A 23,312-nucleotide genomic window follows, 5' to 3' on the forward strand; every position below is an offset into this window, starting at 1 on the left:
CATACAAAAAACAAATATTGAGTCTAGTCCTTAAGGAGACTCTCACAGGAGCTAGCAATATACCGACTGTAAGTTTTCCATTGGTTAACCTGAAAACATTATGCCAAAACCTCTCTTTGCATAATAACCAACAACTTATTATCTGGCACTGCATAGGCACCCATTATTTTATCTGGTGAGATCACCTGAGCCAGCTTCCAACCAGCCTGTCCATGTTTGTTCAAAACAGCATTAAGCTCAGACGCTAGAGGCTTATTAAAATCTAATGCAATTCGGGTATCAAATTCTATTTCCACCACCTTAAACTCATACTGTATTGGCTCCTCATACTCACTGAGTAAGTCTACCTCCACATCAAAAGCAGCAGCCAGAGCCTTGCTTGAACGCATTGATGCAACCCCTTCATTTTCAATGCGTTGAATCGTTCTTAAGTTTAACCCTGTATGTTCTGCCAGTTGCACCTGAGACCAAGACCTACTACGCCGCAACTGAATAACCTGCTTTGCATTTATTTTCATAATTTTTTACAACTTGTTCTTTGCGCACACTGTCTAGAATTCGATACAGGCGAGCACAAAAATTTAGCCGACACTTTTACGACATTTTTTCAAAGCACAGATACAACAGATGAAGTAGGAAACACCCCCACAAGGTTATTTATTCAATTACACAGAATAAAAACCCATGAAACCCGCGCGATATCTACGTATTAAAAGTGCACGATACTCAACAATACTCACTCAAAAAAGCACAAATGCGAGCAAACACTAACTTAGAGTGAAAACTCAAAACATAAAAACCGATTTATGGGACGCAATAGTAAATTAATCGTAAACATTAATCCACATTAATGAATATTGTATTCATTCCAATCTGTGTTCCCATATATAAAACTGTAATAAGGTAGCGCCAGTGACAACAACTAAAGAGTAAAAAACCGTGCAAAAAATCAATAAAATAACTCTCAGCCTCTTAGGGGTATGCTCTTTTTTATCAACCACTTGCGTGCAAGCAAATGCAGATGAAAATGGCGAAGACAAAGTCGAACGTATTTCCGTAACGGGTAGCCGCTTGTTGAGTATTGAGGCAACTTCCCCTTCTCCTGTTACTGTTATCGGAGAAGACATCATTGCTGCCAGTGGCGCAACAGATATTGCTGAATTGCTAAACAAGCTTCCTTCAATGGCCCCAGGTTTAAGCTCAGCTACCAGTAACTACAACGGCAGTGCGGGTGTAAGTACTCAAGATTTACGTGGTCAAGGCGCTAAACGCACACTGACACTGGTCAATGGCCGTCGTCATGTTGGTTCTATTCCTGGTGAAAGTACGGTTGATATCAGCTCAATTCCAACTGGGCTTATCAAGCGTATTGAAGTACTCACTGGCGGTGCTTCATCGGTTTATGGTGCCGATGCGGTGGCAGGTGTTATTAATATCATCACCAAAACAGATTATGTTGGCTCTAAGCTAAACGTATCAGCGGGTATATCTTCACGCTCTGATGGTGAGAAGCACGGCTTTAACTTCCTTCATGGTTTAAATTTTGATAATAACAAGGGTAATGCCACCTTCTACTTTTCATATAACAAAGAAGCTGAAATTAATGCCAAAGACAGACCATACACCAACTCAAACTGGCAATACTTGCCTAACCCTGAGCACGTTGATTTAAAACTGAAGCTGCTGGCACAAGGCAAGACCTCTGAAGAAGTTGCTGAAATCACCAAACACGATGATATTCCAAACAGCATCATGGCTCGACGTTACTCCATTTCTGCCAGCCCAACCACTGTAGTATTTATTGGTGGCGTGGCATATACCTTCAATGCAGACGGCTCTATGCGCCCTGTAAAACTGGGTAAAAGCGGTGAGTTATACCGCCCTGAAAATGGTTTAACTGGCATACAAACCGACGAAGGCGGTGAGCAGCTTGGTGCCTACGAGTTCCAACGATTGCGCGTGCCTGTAGAAAAGGCCATGTTTAATAACACCATTAACTATGAATTTGATTCTGGCCACCGCCTCACACTAGATACCAAATATGTAAAAACTGAGTCAGAGTCTCGTATGTTTCCACACTCAGTATATGGCAGTGTGCCACTTTCCAGAGACAACGCCTTCATTCGTTCAGATCTCGGCGCTTTGATGGATCAGAACGAAATGTACTACCTGCCTATCGCCCGACACTTTACAGAAATGGGTCGCCAAGGCAGTGACTACAGCCGAGATTTATTTCAGATTGTAGCGGCTGTTCAAGGTGAGTTCTCGAACAACTGGCAATGGGAATTTTACGCTCAATACGGTAAAGCCACCGCAGATGAAACAACCATAAACAGCTATTATGAAGATCGCTGGCAGGCAAGTTTAGATTCAGTAAGAGACGAGAATGGCAATGCGGTTTGTCGTGCAACCATTGATAGCACTGCGGCACCAATTCCTGGTAACGATTATAGTAACTGTGTTCCCCACGATGTGTTCACCCCTATGTCTGAAGAAGTGCTCAGCTACATTGACCTTGAGCACACCTCTTCACAGGAGCAATCTCAAAAAGTGGTCCACTTTAACACCAGTGGCGACTTGTTCGAAGGTTGGGCAGGCCCGATTGCTGTCTCATTAGGTGCTGAATACCGAAAAGAAAGTGGTGCAACATCCCCCTCAGAAGCACTTCAAGAAGGTTATGGCGCAAGCTATGGTGTTTCTCGCCCGGTAGTGGGCGAATACGACGTGAAAGACGTATTTGTTGAAGCCAACATTCCGTTGCTCAAAGATGTGTTTATGGCGTCAAAGCTGGATATGAATTTGTCTGCCCGTTCAGCACATTATAGTGAAGCCGGCCAAAACACCAGTTGGAATGTCGGCGCAACATGGCAGCCAATAGACGATTTAACAGTACGCGTGTCTCGTTCTCGCTCAGCGCGAGCGCCAAATATTAGCGAACAGTTTACCTCTGAAGGTGAAGGGTTTGCGTGGTTGTACCAGCCATGTAGCCAGACTCGGATCCAAACAGCTGAAGCTCATGTGGTTGAAAACTGTAAAAAGCTCGGCGTCAACGTCTTTAAAAACGAAGATGGTATCACCACCAGTGATATTCGCTGGTATCAACCCGGTACGCTTCTTACCTCTGGTAACAAAGAGTTAGATGTAGAAACCGCCAATACCTTAACAGCAGGTCTAGTGATTACCCCTCAAGCTATAGAAAACTTTGAGCTCACTTTCGATTACTGGGACATAAAGTTGGCAGGTTTGATTAGCAGCTTTAACGTTTCTACGGTTGTTGACGCTTGTGTTGAGCAAAGCTCACTTGATAATCAGTTCTGTGCGCTACTAACGCGTCAACCAGATGGTATTATCACTCATGTTAATCTAAAAACCCTTAACCTAAACCAACGCCGTACCAGCGGCTTAGATATTATTGCCAATTATAAGTTTGATGCGCTAGGTGGTGAGTTCACGATGAACACCATAGTGCAAAAACTGATCAGGCGAGACATTCAAACCGACCCAACGCTAGATTTGGAACCAACCGTTGGCTTGTTTGCTCACCCGCGCTGGAAAGGCACTATTAACTTAAGTTATGAAAATGATGACTTCCGTATCGGAGCCTCTACTCGCTATGTGGGCAAACAACGCAGTAGAGAATCCTATACCGCATCTATCGTTACGCCTCATGAAACACCGACCATGATGTATACCGATTTAACAGCGTCTTACAACATCAATGAGCAATTACGTATTAATGTAGGTGCCAATAACGTGTTTGATAAAGAAACGCCACAAATGCCAGAAGCCTACATTGGTGGCGGTAGCTACTACACAGGCACCAGTGGCGGCCTGTTCGACACATTTGGTAGAACCTACTTTGCCAGTGTTAACTGGGAATTTTAACGACATTAATTAATCAAGTTGAAGCACAGGGAGGCTCCCTCCTCTTTGTGCTTTTTTAGCTCAACGGCCGCGTTCTTTCAAATACAAATACAAAGGGAAGCCAAACGACACACCCACACACAACGTCCCCACTATTGCATACCAACGCCCCGCGACCTGATGTTTATTACCATCAACAACAATAAAAACCACCAGCACAAGCGCCGCAACTATTACATCTAACCAAGCAAACAAACTCACAGGGTGACTGATAGCACCGTAATAAAACGACACAACATCAAGCCCATGCTCAGCTAACCACGACAGCAACACCACCAAAGGAACACATGCGCCTAAAAAAGTAAGAACAAAATAGAGATGCTTCATTTTCAGATACTTCCCTTAGTACTTATTTGTAGCTGAACCTACTTATCTAACAAAATAGGTTTTAAAGATATAGCGCCAAGGTAACACCAGTGGAGTCAAAACCACACCGATAAAACAAGCAAACGCCACATCTGTCGCGTACTCATCCAAGCCTGCGCTCAAATGTATTGGTAGCGCGAACATGGCCAGCCATATTACTTTCCATAGCAACTCAAACATTAAAATAGGCAGCATCTTTAAAGGAAAAAACACCCCAACCAATGCCAAAATCATAAACCCCATCAGCATCGCATTGATCACCGTATATGAATCCGCAGCTCTCCCCATTTCAGAGATGGCCTCAGGCGTATTTGAAAGCCCCAGACCGATAACAATAAAAACATACATAGCTCTTAGAAAGTTGAGCCGAACCTTTCCCACCTCTTCCATCACTCACTCCTTTATGTGGTTTAGCTTTCTTTATGAAAGTACTTGTTAAACAACGTGTTAAATAAGTTTCATATTCCCCAACAAATACAAGAACAGCACTTCTTGTCAACACTCCCTATTGCAGACTTTGTCTTTGTAGCTACTCAAATATAACAGTAAAATCTTACTTTTCATCTAGCCTGATTAGTCTTTGTAGTCACGACTTTCATAGTTAAGTCACTGTGCTACCTTGGTTAGGTTTAAAGTACTAAGCTTTGAGTTTCAACACCTGAAAAATTGCTTATACTGTATTCTACCTTTCAAGTTATGAAGTTTTGGTTACTCTTTAGTAATAAAATGCTTCGCATGTAAGTTGAATAAACGGTGCAGCAGCGCCATCCAACATTGCTTATAACAGCAATAAAAGGGTCAGATCAGACTCGAACTTCCAGCTGCTTCAAATAAGAAAGCCCACTGAAGTGGACTTTTTATCAACTAAATCATCGGGCTAGTTTTACTCTTGTAAAGAGGCGAGATCTTCCGCTAGTTCATCGAGCTCACGGACCAAGCGTGCACGCTGTTTGTCAGTTAAACTGTGGTAGATTTTAACTAAAAACTCACGGTCCAATGCTTGATTATGAGCATTCATCTTGTTCAATTCATCAGATCTAAATTGTTCAGGGTCGTTCAACAAAGCCAATAAGGTGGTGGTGAAATTTTCGCCTCTGTCTGGCTGGTCAAACAGCGCTTTTAGCTGTTGGTGGTAAGTTGTGCGATATTGATGCCAAAGCTCTGCTGTACTGGATTTTTTACCATGTACTTCCTCTAATAATAGCTCTTGCTCATCTGTTAGCTTACCCAACCACTGTGTAAGGTTATCCTTATTGCCCTCAATCCAGCGCTTTTTACGCTGTTCAGCGGTTTGCTTTTCACGTCTTTTGGCATTTTTTTGCTCAGACTCCGTTAACTCTACAAACAGTTCATTGACCTGTTCTTTGCTAAGCATATGCGCCATTTGTGCCAAGTCTGGGGTGAGCTTACTTCTTACTCGATGCCAATGAGACAGCATCTTCTGCTGGTGTTCAGCGATACGCTGCTCCGAGATTTTGCCCGTTTGTACATCGCTTTTAATCTCATTGAGGTGTGCAACATATTTACCCAGCTCTTGAGTTTTATGCCACTGTAACCAATCTAATAAACGCTCGTCAAAACGATCTTCTTGCTCACTGTCTAAAGAAATATAATCATCTAAATACCAGTAGGTTAGCCAATCGGCATTTCTGTACACGAATTTTGTCGAACAACCAGCCAATATCAGCAAGGTGAGCATCAATATTATTTTTTTCATTTTTTATCCCATTGATAACGTTTCTCCCCCTAGTCTATACATGGTTGCAAAGAAAATAGATTAAAAAAGTGTCTGAAAGTATTTCAAAATATGTATTTTAGTCCGGTTCAGCCAGCTATTACTCAGGCATCAAAACTCACATAATGCTTGTATAGCCTCATGTGCCTTATGTGTTTGTACAAAAATATGGTCATGGTAATAACCCGCTATCACGTTGGCGCTGATGCTCTTTTCGGTCAACTTTGCAGCAAAAGCGGCTGTCAGTCCAACCGCATCAAGGCTTGAATGAACATTCAGGGTAATACAATTAAACACCGAGTCATAAGCGTGATGATGCTTGTCAGCCAGCGCCTTGGGAACAACCAATGTCATCCCCTCAGACTCCATAAACATCGCTTTTGGTTGTAACTGTGCAGCATCACCATAACATCCATCCGCCAAGGAGATAAATACAAACTCTCCATCGAGCAAAGTGGGCAACATCGACTTAAGCAAGATGGCTAAGTTAGTTTCACCTGTCATAATTTTTTTCCTCTTAATATCTTTAACTCGTCGCTTTAAGGCCAATAATGGCAATGAACAACATCAGCATAAAAGCGCTTTGCATGAGCGATATCGTGCTACCTAGAAATACATGGTTAATAACCGTAAGACTAAATACGCCTACCCCAAGCCAAACCATATAGGCAATTGCAACCGCAATCCCCTTGATAGATATAGCAAATAAATACAGACTAATAGCCATTGAGCCACACGCCAAAATCACAAAGCGTGGGTTAGAAAAAGACGCCGATTTTTCCAAAAAGACAAGCCAGAGCGCTTCAAACAAACCAGCTAGAACAAGATAAAACCAAGACATATACACTCCATCTATGGGGCCGTCCCCGTATGAGATAGAGCGGTGAGGTCGTCCTCACTTCATGGTAAACAAGAGTACTTAGGCTAAAACGCATTTTATTTACTGTCAACAATGTGCAGCGTCACAATCCTTCGATGTGATAATGACGAGCAACATTTTGTGTTTTTGCCCCCCAATCAGAGGCGATGACACGGTTTTGATGTTGTTTAAATGCCTCAGCATCAACAAACTCTTCGTAGACATCAAATCGCAGTGGATCATCAGAGTGTTGGGTCACTTCGAACACAATGCAGCCTGATTCAGAGCGTGTTAGCTCAATATGCTCGTCTAATGCTTGCTTCACCTGACAAAGTTCCGGTTGCGGAACCAAAATATATCCACGCAATATAATTTTATTCATAACCGCCTTATTTTTAGGAATTATTTATATATTTGAACATAGCTACACCATCACCTTATAGCCCTAAATAAATCTAGGCTGGTCCCACTATTTTGCATATTTCAGGTTCAAGTAGCAGCATTATAAAGTGAAAAATTAGATTGAAAAACAATCTGTTTCTATTTACGGTAGATTAAACGTAAACAACATAGGAGTCGATTTACGCTGTAAAAATATTACCAAATAACAATAACTATCAGTAATAAGGAAATAACATGAAATTAACTTCAGCAATGATGCTGCTCGCGTTATCAATCACGACCAGCTACGCCACCACGCAGTCAAACTCAAAGCTTCCTAGTAATTCAGACAATACCATAAACACCTTAAAAACTTATCGTATATTAGCCAACAGTGAGCAACACAGCTATCAATTGGCACATGAATATCATGATGCCCTTATAGACAGGCAAAACAGTGTTGTTACCCTGTTACTTGAGAACCATGATGTCGATGAGCTGCGTGAGCGCGGATATTTTGTGCTGCCGGTTGAGGCCAAACATGCACTTAAAAACCAGCCTCACCTCAAACAAGCACTGCAACAAGAGACCACCGCCAAAACGGCGCAGTCAATTAAAGTCAGTAGTCTCAATAGCCAAACAGGGATCCCTGGTTTTCAGTGCTACCCCAGTGTGGAAGAAACCTATCAACAGGCCCAAGACATTGCTACCCGTTATCCGCATCTGGCCTCATGGCAACCAATTGGTTCATCATGGGAAAAAACACAGGGCTTAGGTGGTTATGATCTGAATGTTCTAGTACTTGGCAAGAACAACAAAAAACGCAAAAAGCCTAAGCCTGTTGTATTTATGCAAAGCGCCATACATGCTAGAGAATACACCACAGCGGCAACAACCCTAGCGTTTGCTCAATATTTGGTAGACAACTATCAAAATAACACCGACGTACAATGGATATTGCAAGAACGTGACATTCATATTCTCTTCGTGGCAAACCCTGATGGGCGTAAACAAGCCGAGACAGGCTTGTTATGGCGTAAAAATACCAATGATAACTATTGTGCAGACACGCCACAAAGGCGTGGGGTAGACCTGAACCGCAACTTTAGTTACGAATGGTTTGCCATTGATAATGGCTCAAGTGGCGATCAATGTGCGTCAACTTATCGGGGGCCCGTCGCCGCCTCGGAGCCAGAAGTTCAGGCTATCGAGCGCTATGTGCGCAGCTTGTTTGAGGACCGCCGCGGTGACTTGCCAAGCGATGCCGCACCACTGGATACGCAAGGCGTATTTTTGGATATTCACAGCGCTGGCGGTATGATTTTATATCCCTATGATACAACCGATGAAGCTGCGCCTAACGAGCCACAATTAAAGCAACTGGCCCAGCGTTTTGCTGCATTTACGGGGTACCGAGCGATCCCTGGCGTGCAATTGTATCCAGCGGATGGCACTACAATGGGGCTTGGTTACTCAGAGTTGGGGGTCGCCAGTTTTGCATTTGAGCTGGGTCGCACCTTCTTTGAAAGCTGCCAAAGCTATCAACAAGAGGTATTGCCCAACAACTTGCAGGCTTTGCTCTATGCAGCCAAAATAGCCGATGCCCCATACATAACTCCACAGGGCCCAGAAGTACTGGACTTAAGAATCTCGGGCGCAGGCTCAATGGCGGTTCCTCAAGGGAGTGAACTTACCCTTCAAGCAAGGGTAAGCGATGAGTTTTTACTCGCCCCTGACGATGGTCAAATTGAACCTGGCCAAGCTATCAAGAAGGTTCGATTAAGAGTTAAACGCCACGGTAGAAAGTTTGGTCGAAAAGTTAAACTCAAACCTGTCGATGGAGTATTTGATTCACCCGAAGAGTTTATTAGTCACTCATTAAATACCCGTTATTGGCCAAACGGCAAATACACTCTTATTGTGCAAGCACAAGACAGAGATGGAAACTGGGGAGTCAAAGCCACTCAACAGCTAACGCTAGATAGCAGCGCACCAACCCCTGTTGCTGCACCTCAAGCAGACTTTATCACAGAGTGTGAATATGGCAGCTGTACATTAACCGCCACGCCCGAGTCTACACCAAAGGAGCAATTGACCTACAAATGGTTCATCGATAACGAAGATGTGCCCTTACACGGGCCGACAGTACAGTTTCTTGGGCTAAAAGGCACATACACAGTTAAGCTCGAAGTTGAGAACAACTATGCTCAGCGTAACTCTACAGAAAAGTCCTTCGAAATGGATGGCCCTGTTTTACCTATCGTCAATGTAAGCTACGAGTGCGAAAAATTACGCTGCCGATTTGACGCTTCGAAAAGTTACGACCCAGACGGTTCGGTCGCGTTTTACGGCTGGAGAATAAACGGTGAATACGTAAGATCTGACGAAGCCGTGCTTGAATATGAGTTCGACCAAGCCGGTGAACAAAAAGTAGAGGTAATCGCTGTAGACAATGAGTACTACTTTGGCTTGAAAGTGCTTTATATCTCGGTAACTGATTAGAAACTTGATGGGCTCTGGCGAAAACGTTCGTCTTCGTCAGAGCTCTTTATATATTTGGCTTTTAAAAAAACATGACAATATATTGGAAGGCGCTTCGCTTTTTCAACCTACTTGCTAGCAAGAACGCGCTCTGTTATTACCCCCTTTGCGCTGGCTCCATCTAAAATCAACGCCATCTCATAAGCCTGCATGATACTCATCACAGTTCTACCACTTTCAAAATTGCTGATTGTCGCCTGGTCCACTCCTATCAGTTCACCGAGTTGTGCTTGTGTCAACCCTTGAACCTTACGCAAATATCGATAACGTAACCGCAGCTCTGTCGCGTACCTGCTAGCAGCCTTGCGTCTGTTAATGAAATTATCTTTCATATCTGCCCTTATCACAGCCTAGTTCCCACTCCCAACTCACTCTTTAAAAAGTGGGGTAATTTAATTCATAGGTTTAAATAGCTATGACCCTCTGTCATTGCCTAATGCCATTCACTTTAGAGATCCTGACCTTCGTCAGGAAGACGACGTGTGTGTTTGGGCAATGCCACCTAATTAGTCTCGTCACTATGAACTTATTTCGCCATTGTGAACTTGTTTCGTCATTCTGAACTTGTTTCAGAATCTCATCATCTTAAACGAATGACGTTACTACCATTCCCCGCTACTGACGTCGCTTATATGCTCGCATGTATACTCGTAACTCTTGCGCGAGCGCTTTGGCGTCAAAACCAGGCGCGAACCTCCCCACTAAGGAGCCATCTGGCGCTATCACCGAAAACATTACACTGTGAGATACGTTATAATTTTTCCCCGTCGATGAGATACGAAAACGTACCCCTAAACTGCTAGTAAGCCGCTCAAGCGCTAATTTATCTGCGGTGGCTCCAAGGAATGAACCGTCAAAATACTCTACAAATTGTGCGATGTGCTCAGTGCTGTCCCGCTCAGGGTCAACTGAAACAAAAACAAAAGACACAGGCACTGGTTCTGTGCCCAGTTTGTGCAGTTGTTTTGCAAGTTCCGAGGCCTGCATCAAGCTCAAAGGACACACGTCAACACATTTTAAAAAGCCAAACCATACGATACTAAAGCGCCCAAGTAATGATTGCCGGTTGTATTTCCCTGTTTGTGTTCGCAGAGTAAAATTCACAATATCTTTCGGTTTAGCTAACCACTCTATGCCATTAGATGAGCTAACCTTAGGTGCAAATAATGACAGCATGACCCCAAGCATAATTGCCATGCTGATAACAGCCATTGCCATTATGAGGCGCCTACTAACGATGTAATGTATAACTGACATAAATTAGATACACACTTAACAAAGCCGGTAAGGTCACGCCAACAAAGTCAATCACAAGGAATATTGGGCTACATAAACCAACAAATACTTCCCAAATATGAAAAAGTGCATGGCCCAACAACCAAGCCGCAGGAAAAAGCCAAAGTGCCAATCTTTGCCTTTCGTAAACGCAACCTAGTACAAAGGCAGCGCCTATCAGCAGATAGTTTATGCCAATATCACGCAAAAAATGTTGATTAAAAGGTCCCCTATCTGACACTCCTGGCACCAACCAATACCAAGGCTCGGGCGCTAAAATCATAAATGTGCCATTAACCATAGCGAGCAAGCCCAGTAACATCGCGATTCTAACGCTTATCGTCTGTGACATGATTAACCTGCGCGAGCTAAAATCGGTCAATATTGGGAGTCAATGACAGGTCATTAAGAGTTATGCGACTACAGCTTTTACCATAACCCAATGTATATTTTAGCGTGGGATAAACACGCATTGAGCTGATAGCTAATCCTAGAGAGACAAGCCCTTTTTGCCCCCAAACCGTTTGAATCTTTTCTCTTAATTCATCTGCCTGAGTGTTATGCGCTAACACACAGTCGGTAAACTCAACGACTAAAGCAACCTCTGGTGGCAACTGGTGCACATCTTTAGCAATAATCGCACGGATATGCTCAGCACTGATCCCCGCTTCTAGCGCCATATTGACAACCAATTGTGTACAAGGTCCACAGTCATCAAAAAGGATCGCTCTAAGCCTTGCTGCGTACACCACTTCTGCCGGTAAATTGCCTGAGTAGGAAGCCATCGTCTGAAACCCCATAAATCTAAGGAAAGCCGATAAATCAGTGGTTAAAATGTCCTGCATGTAACCCACATCGTAATCGTAGCGCTGTGCCGTTGAACGCAGAGTTTTGTTAAGTAGTAAGCGGATCATATCTATCTCCTTGAGCAATTATTCGCTGTTTTTGTAAAACCTATCGCACCGCATGCTCACGTGGCGATGTTGTTATTTGTTTGTTGTCGGATATTTCGTATCTGCCTATCTGTTTTAGTAGCACTAAAAAGCTCATCCCAAACAGTAATGCACAGCCACATAACATGGTTAAGAAACGTTCATCAATGAGTAACAAAGAACTCAACATTGGTCCGGTTGCCAACGAACCATAAGACAAAAGCGCCGCAATGCTTGCTAATTTAGTATGCTTATCATCTTGCGTAATTACTGCAAGAAAGTAGGAGTGAACAGCTGGCCAAGAGAAAAATAGCAATGACATCGCAACAATATATGCAACAAGGTGATAAGAAAAACACAGCAACACCGCGGCACAAAACGATAGCGCCACCCCAGCAAGCATCCAGTACAAACGGCCAAATCGGTGAATGCCTATTACGGGCAACATTGCCCCAGCCAGCCCTAATAACCCAGTCAATGCGATAGACATATTGATTATTTCTTCATCGAAACCTGCTTTGAGGCCAATCTGACCTACATAGGTCCAAATTGCACTAGCGGCAATAAGATAGACACTCATAGCAAACAGTAAAAGAAGTTCATATGCCCGAGTGTCTTTTTGTTGCTTGTGACGCTGTTGTGGTTTGGCTGCACCTGCCAACAGAGGTGGAGTATTAAAGTTTGGCAGTAGCAACAGACAAATCAAACCAAGCGCACACAACGCTGACATCACATAGAAAACAGCAAGATCGCCACCCCAAGTCCGTAACGTAGGTAATACATAAATAACCAGCGAACCAATACCAAATTGCATCAACAACAGTAAGCCAAAAGCTCGGTCGCCATTGTGTAACTTGGCTAATATGGTAAACGCTATACCCACGCTCACACCACCCAATATCCCACCCATAAACCGCCAGACCAGCGTCGTCGCGTAATCATCTAACCAAATAGTGCTAAAATCCACAACACACAGTACCGCTAACATCACAAATAGCACCGTTCGCCAAGGCAAACGTTCAATTACCAAGGTCGCCCCTATTAAGCCTAACAATGCGCCATAGCCATTGAGCGCCACAACTTGTCCTGCTTGTGCTTCAGTTAATCCCATACCATAAACCAGCGCGTTCACAACAGAAGGTAAAAAGTTAAGGTAAGCCAGCCCTACCATGGCAATAAAAGCAATAAGTAGATAATCGAGCGTGCCACTGGCCGACACTTTGTTGAGTCGAATAGGTTTAAACATGATGTACTCACAAAATGATTAGTTAATCGTGAGGTTGATTCTATGCTGCTGAAAAAAATAGAAAAACAGGCAAAGAACCCAAAGAATCATGAATAGTATTCACGAATCTTTACTGCTATATTCGACTTATATATTGAGCAATAGAGACACAAGGAATGGACAAACTTAGAACGTTAGAAATGTTTTTAGCCACCTGTGATAGTGGCAGCTTCGCCTCTGCCGCCAAAACCTGTAATACCGACCCTTCAACGGTCAGCAAAGCTATTTCTCGCTTAGAAGCACAATTGAATCTAGTACTGTTTCAACGCTCAACAAGACAACTACGTATCACTGACAGTGGCCAGCGGTATGCCAATACTGTGCGCAAATTCATCCAAGAATTAGCGAATGTTGAAAAGGAATTGAAGCATGCTAATGACGCGCCAAGCGGCACATTACGAGTCAATTCCGCGGTTTGCTACGGGCACCTTTATCTGAGCAAAATCCTGCCTGCTTTTTGCAAGCGCTACCCCGATATAAAATTAGATTTAGAAATTAACGATTTACATGTCGACATTATCGAAAATAACATCGACATTGCGATAAGAACTGGCTTCGTGAAAGACAGCCGTTTGGTAGCCCGCCGCCTCAGCCCTATGGATTTTCTCACCTGTGCGTCGCCCGAATATTTACACACGCATGGTACTCCTCGGACAGCAAAAGATTTTACGCATCACCAATGGATTGGTTTTCGCATCAAAGAAACGCGCCAGCTACAACCGGTTTATTTACCCAACGAGCAAGGCGAATTTGAGTTATGTGAGCTACAACGAACACATTTGACGGACGATGGCGAATCTATGGCGAGCATGTGTGCACAGGGAATGGGTATTGCGCAATTACCGCATTTTTTAGCAAAGCATTACCTCGACACGGGAGCACTGGTTTCTCTGTATCCTCATATCAGGCCGCCACAAGCCGATAGCGGCGTATTTGCCATCTACCCTAAACGTGAATATTTGCCCGCTAAGGTCAGGGTCTTTTTGGACTTTTTAGTAACATCGCTTGAAGAACAAGGGGAAAGCAGCCATCAAACGTGGGCGCAGCACTGTGATCCCAAAATTAGGTTTTAAAACGACTACATTTTACCGCGGGTGCGCTACTGACGGCTAATTGCTTGTACGCAACAATTGCACAGCCCACCAGCAAAAGCCCCCAAACATTGATACCCAAGGTATAACCACTCACTTCTAGTGAAGCGCCCATGATAATTCCCGATGGCAGCTCAATGCTAAATGTGGCCCCGGAAATACTCAAGACTCTGGCAAGCGACATACCGGCGATCAATTTTAAAGACCATAACCGCCTGTTGAAAAGGCCAAGCAAGCTCAATATATCCAGCACAAGTACAATAATCAGGATGAGCGTTTCCTTTGGACGATACGCAACATCAGCGATAGGGAGTAGCCAAAACAACACGATGAAAACGATATTTAGTAGCTGTGCACCTAAGATGAACTTCGTCAATAAACTGTGTTGTATAAACATCACCACTAACTTTTTAATACCAAATTAAACAAAGACCACTCAGGTGTATCACGAACATATCGCTTCGGTTGATTGTAGCAAAACGACAAAAAGTATACTGAGCTTTTTGCAACTTATGCCGTGTAAGACGCCGCCAAAGAACGGGAACTGAAGAATAATTAATCCCCAAAACTATTCACAATAGAATAATTCTCCATATTCCTTCCATTTTCTATTGCTATAAAAGCACTGTTTTTGATAATGGAAATAATAAAATATGCGCACAAAATATTTAGCCCTAGTGCTACCACTCTTTTTAACCGCTTGTTCAAGCGATGATAATTCAATCAAGGTTAACACTGACGATTTAATCAATAGTGATGTTGAAAACGTCGCCTTGGATGAAATTAAAGACCCAGAGCAAGGCCTTTTTCAGCCAGGTCAGCCTATTAGCCTCGACTTTTCAATTAACACCACTTTGCTTGAAACTGAGCATGTGGGAGTGACCTTTATGGCCATCCCTAAAGACAAAGTAGAGCAACTTAAAACCCATGATAACCCAGAAGGTTACAACTTGGGTGTTCACTATATTGCGCAACTAACACCGGGTGAGCAAAGTTTCACCGCCCAGTTGATGTTGCCAAATGAAGAAATGCCAAGTGGCGAATACCTCATTGCAGGTTATGTTGACAGTGCTAGAAGCATTGAAGATGAGCAAGACCTCGAAGATAACGCCTCGCGCGGACACGAAACGGGTGATTTAACAACCTACGCACAGGTTACTATCGACTCATCTAAATACCATGACTTCGTCATGGACAAACTGGTTGTGGGCGATGGCTATGCTATTTTCCCTGATGTTGGTTTGCGTGAAACCACCACTGAAGATGCGCCAGAGCACAAAGAAGCTGACTTAATTGGTCACTTTGATGCAAGCAAGTTTGGCTCTGGTGTAAACAGCGCGAACGTATCAGCATCAATTACAATTAACGGTGAAACCTTACCTGTTCACTTTTGGCAAGAAGGCCTAAATCACTACGATGACAAGATGCACATTGAATTCAAAGATCATGAGCAAAGTCATTACTTCCCTTATGATATCGCTATCAATGGTGTGCTACTTAACAAGTTACACCAGGCATATAATGCAGATTCAGACAGTAACAGCTTTGAGCTGACCATGACGATTGAAGATACCTCTGAGTTTGCTGAGAGCAACACGACCAATAACACACTGACTATCGAAGTTCCTTACTCGCTTTACAAAAATGAAGTGCCTGACGATCACCCACAGGCTGCACAATTGAAAGAAGCAGCGGCAGCGCAAGAAAACCAAATGCTATACCCAATGGCCGCAAGATCAGACATAGGTGGCGATGATACCTCAGCTGTCATCATAAAAGGTAAAGATTCACTGTTAATTATGGACTTTTATGCAAGTTTATATGGTGACAAATCAAAAGTGGCGGTTCTGCCATTATTCTCCTCATCAATGTCTTTTGCTAATGTGAATGGCGGTCAGGCTTACGCGTCGGCAATCGGCACTTTCTCTTTATTCATGTTTGATAAAAGTAAAAACCTATTCAGCGCCAGTGCCTATGGTAAAGCCGATGGCGGCAATGGCACCATAGAGTACGGTATGAAAGCCAGTTTGATTGGTAATTCATTGTTTGACGAATCTGAAACACTTGAAGCGCTTAATAGAAGCTTTGGTTATGACTGGGAAGAAGAACAAAAGCTGTTCTCAACTACTTTCACCATCGTCATCGTACCTATCTCTGTCTCAGCGGGTGTGAAGGGCAGCGTGGGTGTCAACACTGACCTTAAATATGAACAACAACGCTTTAGCATTGGCGGTGATGTACTAACAGCCAGCCTTGAGGCATATGCGACAGCGGGAATCGACTTGCTGATTGCCAGCGGTGGCGTTGGCATAGACTTCCTGATCATTGGTGATACCCTATCAGCAGAAGCGTATATCGATATCAGCAAAGTTTTGTCTGATTCAGAATTAGTTTATGGTCTCGACATCAGTAATAACATGAAAGCAATCGAAGGTGAGTTTTATCTGTGGGTTAAATATCCAGGCTATGAATTCTGCTGTTCATTCCCAACCAGAGAAGCTACCAAAACACTTTATAACACTGGCGCGCTGTACGATAAAACTTGGGAACTAGTTAGCACTCAAGGCAGCCTGAACTTTGCCAATTAAGGAGTAATATGTCGCGTTTAACCTTATTTATGGTTAGCGCCCTGACACTGCCATTTGGCAGTGTCAGCGCCAACGATAATTGCACTAGCTGGGGTAACTTTTCCACCACAGCAAACACTCAAATGACTACATTGAACCACCCTACCAATAACCAATTAAGTATCTCGGGTTCGCTGGTATACAGGCCATTGCTGCGCACTGAAAAAGCATATTGGTTGGGTTTACAGCTTCATAAAGCATCTCTTAGTGTGGATGGTACGCAGGCGCAAGCTGCGTTTTACCAAGTTCCATTTGCTGTAAAAATAAGTGCTGTCTCGGGCCAAATACTGGACTATCACTTTGCAGCCAAACTCAAAAGCGAAGATGAGCAGAAATTAATCGCCATCTACCACAACATGCATGTTGAACATCTCAAGCATCAAGATTTGGCCATGCCGGTGACGCTTGAAGAAGATGACAGCATGGGGCGCTACAAGGTCCGCTACGAGCGTGTTGACCAAGCGTCGATAATTAGGCAAAAGCTGGCTTACCTGCAAACAACACAAGGCAATAGTCTGTTTAACTTTAAATTGCCTGAAGTTAAAGCAGATACGTTCAACATTACACAAAATGCTTGTTGGATAACCCAGCTACAGGGTGAAAATCAAACCTATGTTGAAAGTGAAAAAGGCGACATTCGCATTAATGTACGCCAACAGGTTTCATACAAAGTGAGCCCTCAGCCTTTGTCTTCAGAAATTGTGTTGCTATCACTACCTCTAGACCCTAAAAAATGGCCAATGCTGGCAAGCAATGTTGTTTATCCAAAGCCTGCGCCTAATCCACTACAAGATGCACAAACATTCATTAATACACTCACGGCTATGGATTTAGCGAGCCTTGATGAAAAAACATTGGAACAACTGCTATACGACAACCAAGCGTACTTACTGTCTTTGCAGCAAGCCATTCGTGATGGCCTGTTTACAGACAAAGCCTTGAGTCGTTTATTTTTGAAACTCGGTCAGAATGATACAAGCAATGCACACCAGTTGCTCGTCAACTTGTATCTTGATAGTGAAATAACAGGAAAACAGCGTTTTCGCAGCTTAATGGCGTTAAAATACATCGAAAATCCGTTATCCGAACACTTAGTTGAGGAAATTTTCTCTCAACTAGATAGCACCGAGCTAAGTAGTGAAGAGCAGCTTCTTTCTCGCAGTTCAATGATGGTAATGGGCGTGATCGCCAACAACCAAAGTGGCAGTGATTTTGCGGACAAGATTACCGATAAGCTTGCAGATAAACTAGTCACCACGCGAGATCAGCAAAAGCAAGCGAGCTTATTGAATGCTTTAGGAAACAGTCGTGATGAACGTCATCAAGACAATATCAATAAGTTTATGAGTAACGATAACGCTGATTTACGTCGCCGCGCGGCTGAGGCGCTGGGTAAAATGCCCAACCCACAGAGCTTAAAAATGCTCGAAAAGCGCTTAGGTTCAGAGCAAAACAACACAGCGAAAAGCGCTATTCTTGACGCTATGGGTAACAATCAGCTTGACCGACGACAGCTAGATACCTTGCTTACTTACACAGAAAAATCAACGAATAAATCGTTACGCCTCAGTGCCATTAACGCCGCAGCCAAGCAGCAAAGTGCTGACATTGATGTAAAGTCCCAGCTTAAGCCCCTGCTTAAAAAAGAGAAGGACCGAGAAGTTCTCAGAGCCCTAATGCAAGCCATTCATGGCGACAATTAAAAAAGGGACCTTGGGTCCCTTTTTCTTTCTAAACACTATGGTTGAAATAACTTGTTTTACTGACTATTAGTCGCGTAACACTAGCTCAACCACTTCCTTTCTTGAGGATAGTTTAATGTCCATCAACACATGGGTGGCGTTAACATCAGTGAGATAGTCCACGTTACTTGGTGCATCTCCTATAATCGCGAATTCTTCACTGTCCAGTTGATAAGACCATAATTGAAGTGCTTCATTGATACCATACAATGCGCCATTTTTTATAACGAATCGTTTGCGACTACCTTGTTCTTCTAGCGTATCTAAATGCTGAGCCTCTAAAGAAGATAACTGCCAGAATCGGTGCATTTTATCCATATATACCACCTGCCCATCAGCGCCTCTGTCAGCCCAAACTACTTGTGAATCTAATAAAACTTGTACACTTAGTAGATTCAAATCAAGCAATGCCAGTTTAACTATGCCATTAATTCTTATGTGTGCCAGCGCAGTATTCGATAGGCTATCCCATTGAAACAATTGTTCTATGGGGTGATCAAAGGTGAGCGTATCTACCTTTGCATCTAAGCTAATACGTACCAGTGTTCGGTTCACATTGACCAAAATACGGTTACCTTGGTTTGCCCATTTTAAGCCAGACACTTGCGAGTCCATTGCAAAGTTTGAAAGCTGCCAGGTTTTATTGCCATCAGTTAACCATATTTGTGGGTCACCCGAGCGCTCTGATACATATGCAATCAACCCTTTATCGGGCGCAAAGGTCGCGCTATCCTCAGCAACATTAGAGCGATGGAGCACGTTATATACGTCATGTTGGTCATTTTGCCCTGATTGGGTCGTCGCATTTGCTACATTATCAAGCACACCTAACACCACATCGCTGTCGTAATAGCCCTTAATCGCCAACATTTTTCGACCTTGAGGATGAACAACGGGCACGCCTATGGGCTGAACCAACGGTAAGCTAATTTCTGCAACTTTGCCTTGTTGTGTCACAGTAAATAGTCTTCGACCAGTGCTAAAAATTAACTGATTTGCCATTGGTGAAAAGTTTGGATAAATCAGCCTATGTTGTGCAACATTTGCCGGATACTCAATAAGGTGGCTTGATACCACCTCACCTTGTGGTGTGAGCATTTCAATATAGTAATGACCATCATTGTGAAACCCCGTCAGCGCAATTTTGTTGCCATCGCTAGAAACATCAAAGTCATTAATGCTGCCACCTGGCATGTCGTAAAGTGGTGTACTTTCCCCTTGTGTAACTGAATAACGTATCAGCTGCCATGCATCTGAGCGCTTTTGTAACAAAGCGATGTCATTGTTATTTAACCATATTGGTTTGCGGATCTCAGAGTTTTTACACTCCATCAGTACTGTGGGAGATTGAGGAGCATTTAGCGCCTGAGCAAAATCCAAACTCACCAATTGATAACACATTTTTTGTGTAATGGGCTTGTCACACTCTTCTTGAGTGATAAAAGCTAACCTACTACCATCATTAGAAAAACTATGGGCGCCATACGCTCGCAAGTTTTTGGTCAATTGGAATTCTTCCTGCGTTTCGATATTTTTAGCCCAGATATGGTTAATACATAACTCATCCGAATAGCGGCTAAAAACAATAAATTTACCGTCAGGTGAATAGCTACCAGAACTTTCTTTATAATCGCTTGCAGTGAGTGCTCTTATTTCACTAACCGATATATGGACGGGTTTTGATGAAGAAAAGTAATGAAAACCAACCATGAACACGACACACAAAGCAATGAACGCGGTTCCCCATCTAACAGGCGCTTTAGCAGTTGTCGATACGGGTTCATGGCCAGCAGCCAAAGCTGTTGCTGAAGTCTCCACGGGGGTTGTATCAACTGAGGTCATCTCTACGGTTTCTTTTTCAGTGCGAACCTCACATTCCAAGCTATAGCCTTTTTTGGCATGAGTTTTAATCAGTACCTGAGTTTTACCGTCATCCCCCAGCGCCTTTCGTAGTTGAGCAATACTACGCTGTAAGGTATTTGGCGACACCACTGTACCTGCCCACACACTATCAAGCAATTCATCCTGACTAATCACTTTGCCCTGTCGCTCAGCCAAATAAGTTAATACCGCTAACGCTTTTGGGGCTAGAGTTTGTGATGTGTTGTGGTGTGTGATCTGATTTCTCGACAAATCAATAAAGAAGTCACCAATCCAGTAGTGCAGCATTGCTTATTACCTTAATCCTGATGAATACACTCATTCAAAAAAGAGACTGTACAGGCTCAATACCTTATCGAAACCTATCCATTAGTCAAACAAAATATATATAACAGATTGATAAACCTAATTTTTGATTCATCATCAAGACGTCAGATAAAAATCATCTCAACATCAAGTTATTTACTCTCTTTTGTCCGAAACTTGGGCTATTCGTCACCTAAGTTTAAGGACTCCTGATATGTTCAAAGCCATTTTGTTAGTTATTTTTCTACTGCAACCCTTACTGTTAATAAACGCCGAAGAAAAAAGCCCATATGCGATACCCAGAACACATGTGGTTGCTCTCAAAGACACTCGTATGGGATACCAGTATGAGTTGTTGGTTAAACTCCCCGAGGGGTATCAAAAAAATAAACATGTAAAATATCCCGTGATCTACTTCACCGATGCAGTTTGGCATATTGAAACCCTTTCTGGCATCAGCGATTTTTTGATAAATGACGTCATTTTGGTCGGCATTTCATGGCAAAAGGACAATCACAACCCGTTGTTGATGAATGAAGGTGAGCATTCAAGTCGGTTTCGTGACTACACCATCAGAACATCAAAAAATGCAGCAAATCAGGCCAAATATAAGTTTGGTCAGGCACAAAAACACTTAGCATTTATTAACCGCGACGTGTTTGGATATGTAGAAAATCACTATCGCACTGACCCCAGCAAGCGCACTTATTTTGGCTACTCTCTAGGTGGACTATTTGGCGCTTACGCATTGATGGTACAACCAAATACCTTTAAGAATTATATTCTTGGTAGCCCGTCGTTAAGAAATAACTTAGCCAAACTTGAAGCTGCCCATCAAAGTATCAAAACCAAGCAACTCGATACAAATATCAATGTATTTATTGCCCACGGAACGCTGGAGCAAGATCGCAGCAGCCTAATTGATGATTTTGTGGCAACACTCAATAAACAACACCAATCGAACCTGAGCATAACAAAGGTGATTGTCGCAGGAGATCACCAAAGCGCTTTTCCAGCTACAGCCATACAAAGCCTACTTTGGCTAGCGAACCTAAAAAACACAACTAAACCATGATTCTTTTTGAGGACTTTTTATGAATATACGTGTAAAACACCTGATAGTGATGTCTTTATTACTTGGTTCGAATATCACTGTTAACGCAAACCCCCTTGATAAAAAACCGTGTACTAAGGAGGGTGCAGTAGAGGTTCTTGATACTCAAAAAACACTGTCATTTTGGGATTTTCCTAACCTTGAAAAGCCGTACCTTGAGGATAACCCAAGCAACAGAGCTGATGGTATTAAGGTGGGTAAGCTTGGTGCTGATGGTGGCAATAAAAATAACATAATTACGCTTGCAAAAGAGATAGCAAGCAAGCAGCACAGCGATATTGATAGCTTGCTCATTGCGCACAAAGATAAGCTGATATTTGAGTCTTATTACCTCCGTGGCCGGGTTGACCTACCACATCCACAGGCATCAGCAACCAAGTCCTATGTGAGTATGGCCCTAGGGCGTGCTATTGAGTTAGGCTATCTATCAATGGCTGACTTGCACAAACCTCTTATCCATTTTTTAAAACACCTCGACACCAGCGAATTGGTAGAAGGTGCTGACAAAATTACCTTACATAAAGCCCTCACCATGCGCTCAGGCATTCGCCTTACACGTTCACAGCTTGATGAACTTTCCAAACAAAAAGAAAAAATGAAAGGTCAAACTCAAGTCCAGACCTTTTTACAACACAGCCCTGCCATCTCTGCTGAGTCACAAAGCTTTAACTATCAAAACCTTGACCCTAAACTAGTCATGCAGGTATTAGAGGCCGTTGTACCAGGCGGCGCAAAAGCATTTGTCAAAACTGAACTGCTCGACAAGCTGGGCATAAAAACATACCAGTGGGCCGATGACGTCAGCGGATTACCAATGGCGCCATATCATTCACAGATGACCTCGCGCAACATGCTCAAATGGGGTCAACTGGCAAAAAACAAGGGCAAATGGCGCGGTGAGCAACTGATCTCCCAAGCCTTCATGAAAGAAGCGACTCACAGTCATGTTAGGCTTAAACAAGGTGATATTTTCTTCACAGGAGAGCACGTGAGCAATCCAGGTTATGGCTATTATTTTTGGCAAGCTGATATGCAGGTGGGTGATAAACGCTACGCAACTTCATCGGCACAAGGTGGTGGCGGTCAGTACATTATTTTGGTTGATGAGTTGGAGCTGATCATTGTTTTCACCGCAAGTACCGATAAAGAGCGTATCATGGAGTTAACCGCACAAAGGATCTTGCCTGCGTTTATCTAACAATATATGAGGTTGGAGAGTTAGCTTTAGCTTATCCAACCTAACAAGTGCCAGC

General features: G+C 43.2%; 21 protein-coding genes. 7 read left to right on the top strand and 14 right to left on the bottom strand.

Annotated features, from left to right (window positions below; genetic code table 11):
- Positions 1–98 precede the first annotated feature (98 nt).
- On the bottom strand, positions 99–518 hold the full coding sequence (locus BIW53_RS13215) for a DUF4177 domain-containing protein (protein WP_070992485.1): 420 nt from the start codon (positions 516–518) through the stop codon (positions 99–101).
- 487 nt (positions 519–1,005) lie between these two features.
- Here BIW53_RS13215 and BIW53_RS13220 point away from each other — a divergent pair, with 487 nt between their 5' ends.
- Positions 1,006–3,885, top strand: coding sequence for a TonB-dependent receptor domain-containing protein (locus BIW53_RS13220; protein WP_175442139.1), 2,880 nt, complete (start codon positions 1,006–1,008; stop codon positions 3,883–3,885).
- 60 nt (positions 3,886–3,945) lie between these two features.
- Here BIW53_RS13220 and BIW53_RS13225 read toward each other — a convergent pair whose 3' ends face one another.
- From BIW53_RS13225 to BIW53_RS13250, 6 genes are all read right to left on the bottom strand, one after another.
- A complete protein-coding gene (locus BIW53_RS13225) occupies positions 3,946–4,251 on the bottom strand; it encodes a DUF2834 domain-containing protein (protein WP_070992487.1) in 306 nt (101 codons plus the stop codon).
- A 42-nt stretch (positions 4,252–4,293) separates the two neighbouring features.
- Complete coding sequence (locus tag BIW53_RS13230) at positions 4,294–4,680, bottom strand: hypothetical protein (RefSeq protein ID WP_070992488.1); 387 nt, start codon at positions 4,678–4,680, stop codon at positions 4,294–4,296.
- A 493-nt stretch (positions 4,681–5,173) separates the two neighbouring features.
- Positions 5,174–6,007 carry a DUF6279 family lipoprotein gene (locus BIW53_RS13235; protein WP_070992489.1) on the bottom strand — a complete coding sequence of 278 codons (834 nt, stop codon included), beginning with the start codon at positions 6,005–6,007 and terminating at the stop codon, positions 5,174–5,176.
- Between the two features lie 129 nt (positions 6,008–6,136).
- Positions 6,137–6,529, bottom strand: coding sequence for an ACT domain-containing protein (locus BIW53_RS13240; RefSeq protein ID WP_070992490.1), 393 nt, complete (start codon positions 6,527–6,529; stop codon positions 6,137–6,139).
- A gap of 22 nt (positions 6,530–6,551) precedes the next feature.
- Positions 6,552–6,866, bottom strand: a complete 315-nt coding sequence (locus tag BIW53_RS13245; RefSeq protein ID WP_070992491.1) for a DMT family transporter — start codon at positions 6,864–6,866, stop codon at positions 6,552–6,554.
- Between the two features lie 121 nt (positions 6,867–6,987).
- Positions 6,988–7,266, bottom strand: a complete 279-nt coding sequence (locus BIW53_RS13250) for a putative quinol monooxygenase (RefSeq protein ID WP_070992492.1) — start codon at positions 7,264–7,266, stop codon at positions 6,988–6,990.
- Positions 7,267–7,520: 254 nt separating this feature from the next.
- Between BIW53_RS13250 and BIW53_RS13255 the strand changes: the two genes are divergently transcribed.
- Positions 7,521–9,767: a M14 family zinc carboxypeptidase gene (locus BIW53_RS13255; RefSeq protein ID WP_070992493.1), complete on the top strand. Its 2,247-nt coding sequence runs from the start codon at positions 7,521–7,523 to the stop codon at positions 9,765–9,767.
- A gap of 107 nt (positions 9,768–9,874) precedes the next feature.
- Here the strand turns inward: BIW53_RS13255 and BIW53_RS13260 are convergent, their stop codons facing one another.
- The 5 genes from BIW53_RS13260 to BIW53_RS13280 all read right to left on the bottom strand — a co-directional run bounded on the left by BIW53_RS13260 (position 9,875) and on the right by BIW53_RS13280 (position 13,259).
- The gene (locus BIW53_RS13260; RefSeq protein ID WP_070992494.1) at positions 9,875–10,138 is read right to left on the bottom strand and encodes a helix-turn-helix transcriptional regulator; all 264 of its coding nucleotides are present in this window, start codon (positions 10,136–10,138) and stop codon (positions 9,875–9,877) included.
- 283 nt (positions 10,139–10,421) lie between these two features.
- Entirely contained in the window at positions 10,422–11,024 is a 603-nt protein-coding gene (locus tag BIW53_RS13265; protein WP_070992495.1) for an SCO family protein, read from the bottom strand.
- Between the two features lie 13 nt (positions 11,025–11,037).
- On the bottom strand, positions 11,038–11,433 hold the full coding sequence (locus BIW53_RS13270) for a hypothetical protein (RefSeq protein ID WP_070992496.1): 396 nt from the start codon (positions 11,431–11,433) through the stop codon (positions 11,038–11,040).
- A 16-nt stretch (positions 11,434–11,449) separates the two neighbouring features.
- Positions 11,450–11,995 carry a hypothetical protein gene (locus tag BIW53_RS13275; protein WP_070992497.1) on the bottom strand — a complete coding sequence of 182 codons (546 nt, stop codon included), beginning with the start codon at positions 11,993–11,995 and terminating at the stop codon, positions 11,450–11,452.
- 40 nt (positions 11,996–12,035) lie between these two features.
- Entirely contained in the window at positions 12,036–13,259 is a 1,224-nt protein-coding gene (locus BIW53_RS13280; protein WP_070992498.1) for an MFS transporter, read from the bottom strand.
- Positions 13,260–13,414: 155 nt separating this feature from the next.
- On the opposite strand from BIW53_RS13280, the gene BIW53_RS13285 reads away from it, so the two are divergent.
- Complete coding sequence (locus tag BIW53_RS13285; RefSeq protein WP_070992499.1) at positions 13,415–14,371, top strand: LysR family transcriptional regulator; 957 nt, start codon at positions 13,415–13,417, stop codon at positions 14,369–14,371.
- Here BIW53_RS13285 and BIW53_RS13290 read toward each other — a convergent pair.
- Entirely contained in the window at positions 14,361–14,786 is a 426-nt protein-coding gene (locus BIW53_RS13290) for a hypothetical protein (RefSeq protein ID WP_070992500.1), read from the bottom strand. The two genes, BIW53_RS13285 and BIW53_RS13290, sit on opposite strands and share 11 nt — an antisense overlap.
- Before the next feature lie 256 nt (positions 14,787–15,042).
- On the opposite strand from BIW53_RS13290, the gene BIW53_RS13295 reads away from it, so the two are divergent.
- Entirely contained in the window at positions 15,043–16,977 is a 1,935-nt protein-coding gene (locus BIW53_RS13295) for a hypothetical protein (protein WP_070992501.1), read from the top strand.
- Positions 16,978–16,985: 8 nt separating this feature from the next.
- Entirely contained in the window at positions 16,986–18,719 is a 1,734-nt protein-coding gene (locus BIW53_RS13300; RefSeq protein ID WP_070992502.1) for a HEAT repeat domain-containing protein, read from the top strand.
- Positions 18,720–18,785: 66 nt separating this feature from the next.
- Here the strand turns inward: BIW53_RS13300 and BIW53_RS13305 are convergent, their stop codons facing one another.
- Positions 18,786–20,927, bottom strand: a complete 2,142-nt coding sequence (locus BIW53_RS13305) for a winged helix-turn-helix domain-containing protein (protein ID WP_070992503.1) — start codon at positions 20,925–20,927, stop codon at positions 18,786–18,788.
- Positions 20,928–21,159: 232 nt separating this feature from the next.
- Here BIW53_RS13305 and BIW53_RS13310 point away from each other — a divergent pair, with 232 nt between their 5' ends.
- Together BIW53_RS13310 and BIW53_RS13315 are read left to right on the top strand one after the other, a co-directional pair.
- Positions 21,160–22,020 (top strand): alpha/beta hydrolase, encoded by an 861-nt coding sequence (locus BIW53_RS13310; RefSeq protein WP_070992504.1) that lies wholly within the window; start codon positions 21,160–21,162, stop codon positions 22,018–22,020.
- A 19-nt stretch (positions 22,021–22,039) separates the two neighbouring features.
- Positions 22,040–23,257: a serine hydrolase domain-containing protein gene (locus tag BIW53_RS13315; protein WP_070992505.1), complete on the top strand. Its 1,218-nt coding sequence runs from the start codon at positions 22,040–22,042 to the stop codon at positions 23,255–23,257.
- Positions 23,258–23,312 lie beyond the last annotated feature (55 nt).

This window comes from Pseudoalteromonas byunsanensis (assembly GCF_001854475.1).
GTDB lineage: Bacteria > Pseudomonadota > Gammaproteobacteria > Enterobacterales > Alteromonadaceae > Pseudoalteromonas > Pseudoalteromonas byunsanensis.